Source organism: Rheinheimera faecalis (assembly GCF_021290965.1).
Lineage (GTDB): Bacteria > Pseudomonadota > Gammaproteobacteria > Enterobacterales > Alteromonadaceae > Pararheinheimera > Pararheinheimera faecalis.
This window is the reverse complement of the sequence record NZ_JAJOYT010000035.1, coordinates 1-1,098: the sequence shown is the minus strand read 5'-3', so window position 1 is coordinate 1,098 and position 1,098 is coordinate 1. Positions and strand designations below refer to the sequence as shown.

At 52.5% G+C, this 1,098-nt stretch carries 2 protein-coding genes; one reads left to right on the top strand and one right to left on the bottom strand.

Annotated features, from left to right (window positions below):
• Positions 1-54: 54 nt before the first annotated feature.
• Positions 55-366: a hypothetical protein gene (locus LSG34_RS20650; protein WP_233011222.1), complete on the bottom strand. Its 312-nt coding sequence runs from the start codon at positions 364-366 to the stop codon at positions 55-57.
• A 264-nt stretch (positions 367-630) separates the two neighbouring features.
• Here LSG34_RS20650 and LSG34_RS20645 point away from each other — a divergent pair.
• On the top strand, positions 631-1,098 hold a 468-nt coding region (locus LSG34_RS20645; protein ID WP_233011221.1), incomplete at its 3' end, for a hypothetical protein.

Sequence of the window (1,098 nt, the reverse complement as noted above, 5' to 3'; positions counted from 1 at the left end):
GCTCACAAATTCCAAGCACAGTATGAGTGATGCCTTGCTGATCAGTGACACCGGTTAAATCCATCCCCCAGTACGGAATGGGGTCATCTGATAAGGAGCTTTGTTTTTCAACTCCTTGCGTTTTAACAGCACGGCATGGCGATGCTGTTGCAGGGTATTGGCAACCCAGGTTTTACCCACGGACACTCTTTGCGTTGCAAAGCGGCGATTAAAAATGTCAGCCAGCGCTCTGCAGCCAGAATCCGGCATCAGGGCTTTTAAGCGGATTATTTCAACAATGGCCCAGTCTGGTTTTTTGTAAGTACGCACTTTAGTGGAAAACGCAGGGGTCTTACGAACTTTATGGCAAAACGTCTTATGGGCCATGTGAGCACAAAGCCACAAGCGAAATGCGCATATCACCAATGCAATCAGCAGCATAAAAACGACTCAAAACTATTTAGTTGCAAACAAACTGTATCACCCCCTTTGCTCTGCCCCAACTAAACCAGCTTCAGTTCAGCCTGGAGCCGTGAAGCGGATGAGGTGTATGGTTACCGGCTGGAGGGCAGCGGTTATCAGGATACGTTAAGTTCCGGGCAACTGAGCCAGAAGACAGACAGTGCGGGCAAGGCGGATGGGTTCGCAGCGGTGTACTACCAGTACGACTTAAATGGCGTGCTGCGGGGCAAACACACAGGCGAGCAAAGTACGGTGGCGTATCAGGCAGAGCAGCCGCTGACGCGGGAGCAGTTGCTGGAGAAGCGCCGGCAGCTGGAATTTGATGAGGCGGGAGAATTTCGAAGAACGGAGCAGGGCGAACAACGGGCGCCGGACTTTAAACACTATGGAGGCAGCAGCGTAGCGCACTACAGCTATGGCGGTGGTGGCACCTATCTGGGGGAGTTTAAAGAAGACGGCAGTATTAATATAAGGGATACGCACTTTAAACCGCTGGACAGTGAGACGGTGGCCCAAAGCCGCAGCTACACCACACAAGGTGGCGAGACGTTACAGAACCTGGCGCAGATGTTTTTGGGCGACAAGGATTTCTGGTACCTGATAGCGGCGCTGAACGGTTTGGACTCGCCGGATGAGGCCTTACCCCAAGGCAAGGTA

Coding starts and splice junctions, on each gene's coding strand:
- LSG34_RS20650 (WP_233011222.1), bottom strand. CDS start 366: ATGGCCCATAAGACGTTTTGCCATAAAGTTCGTAAGACCCCTGCGTTT.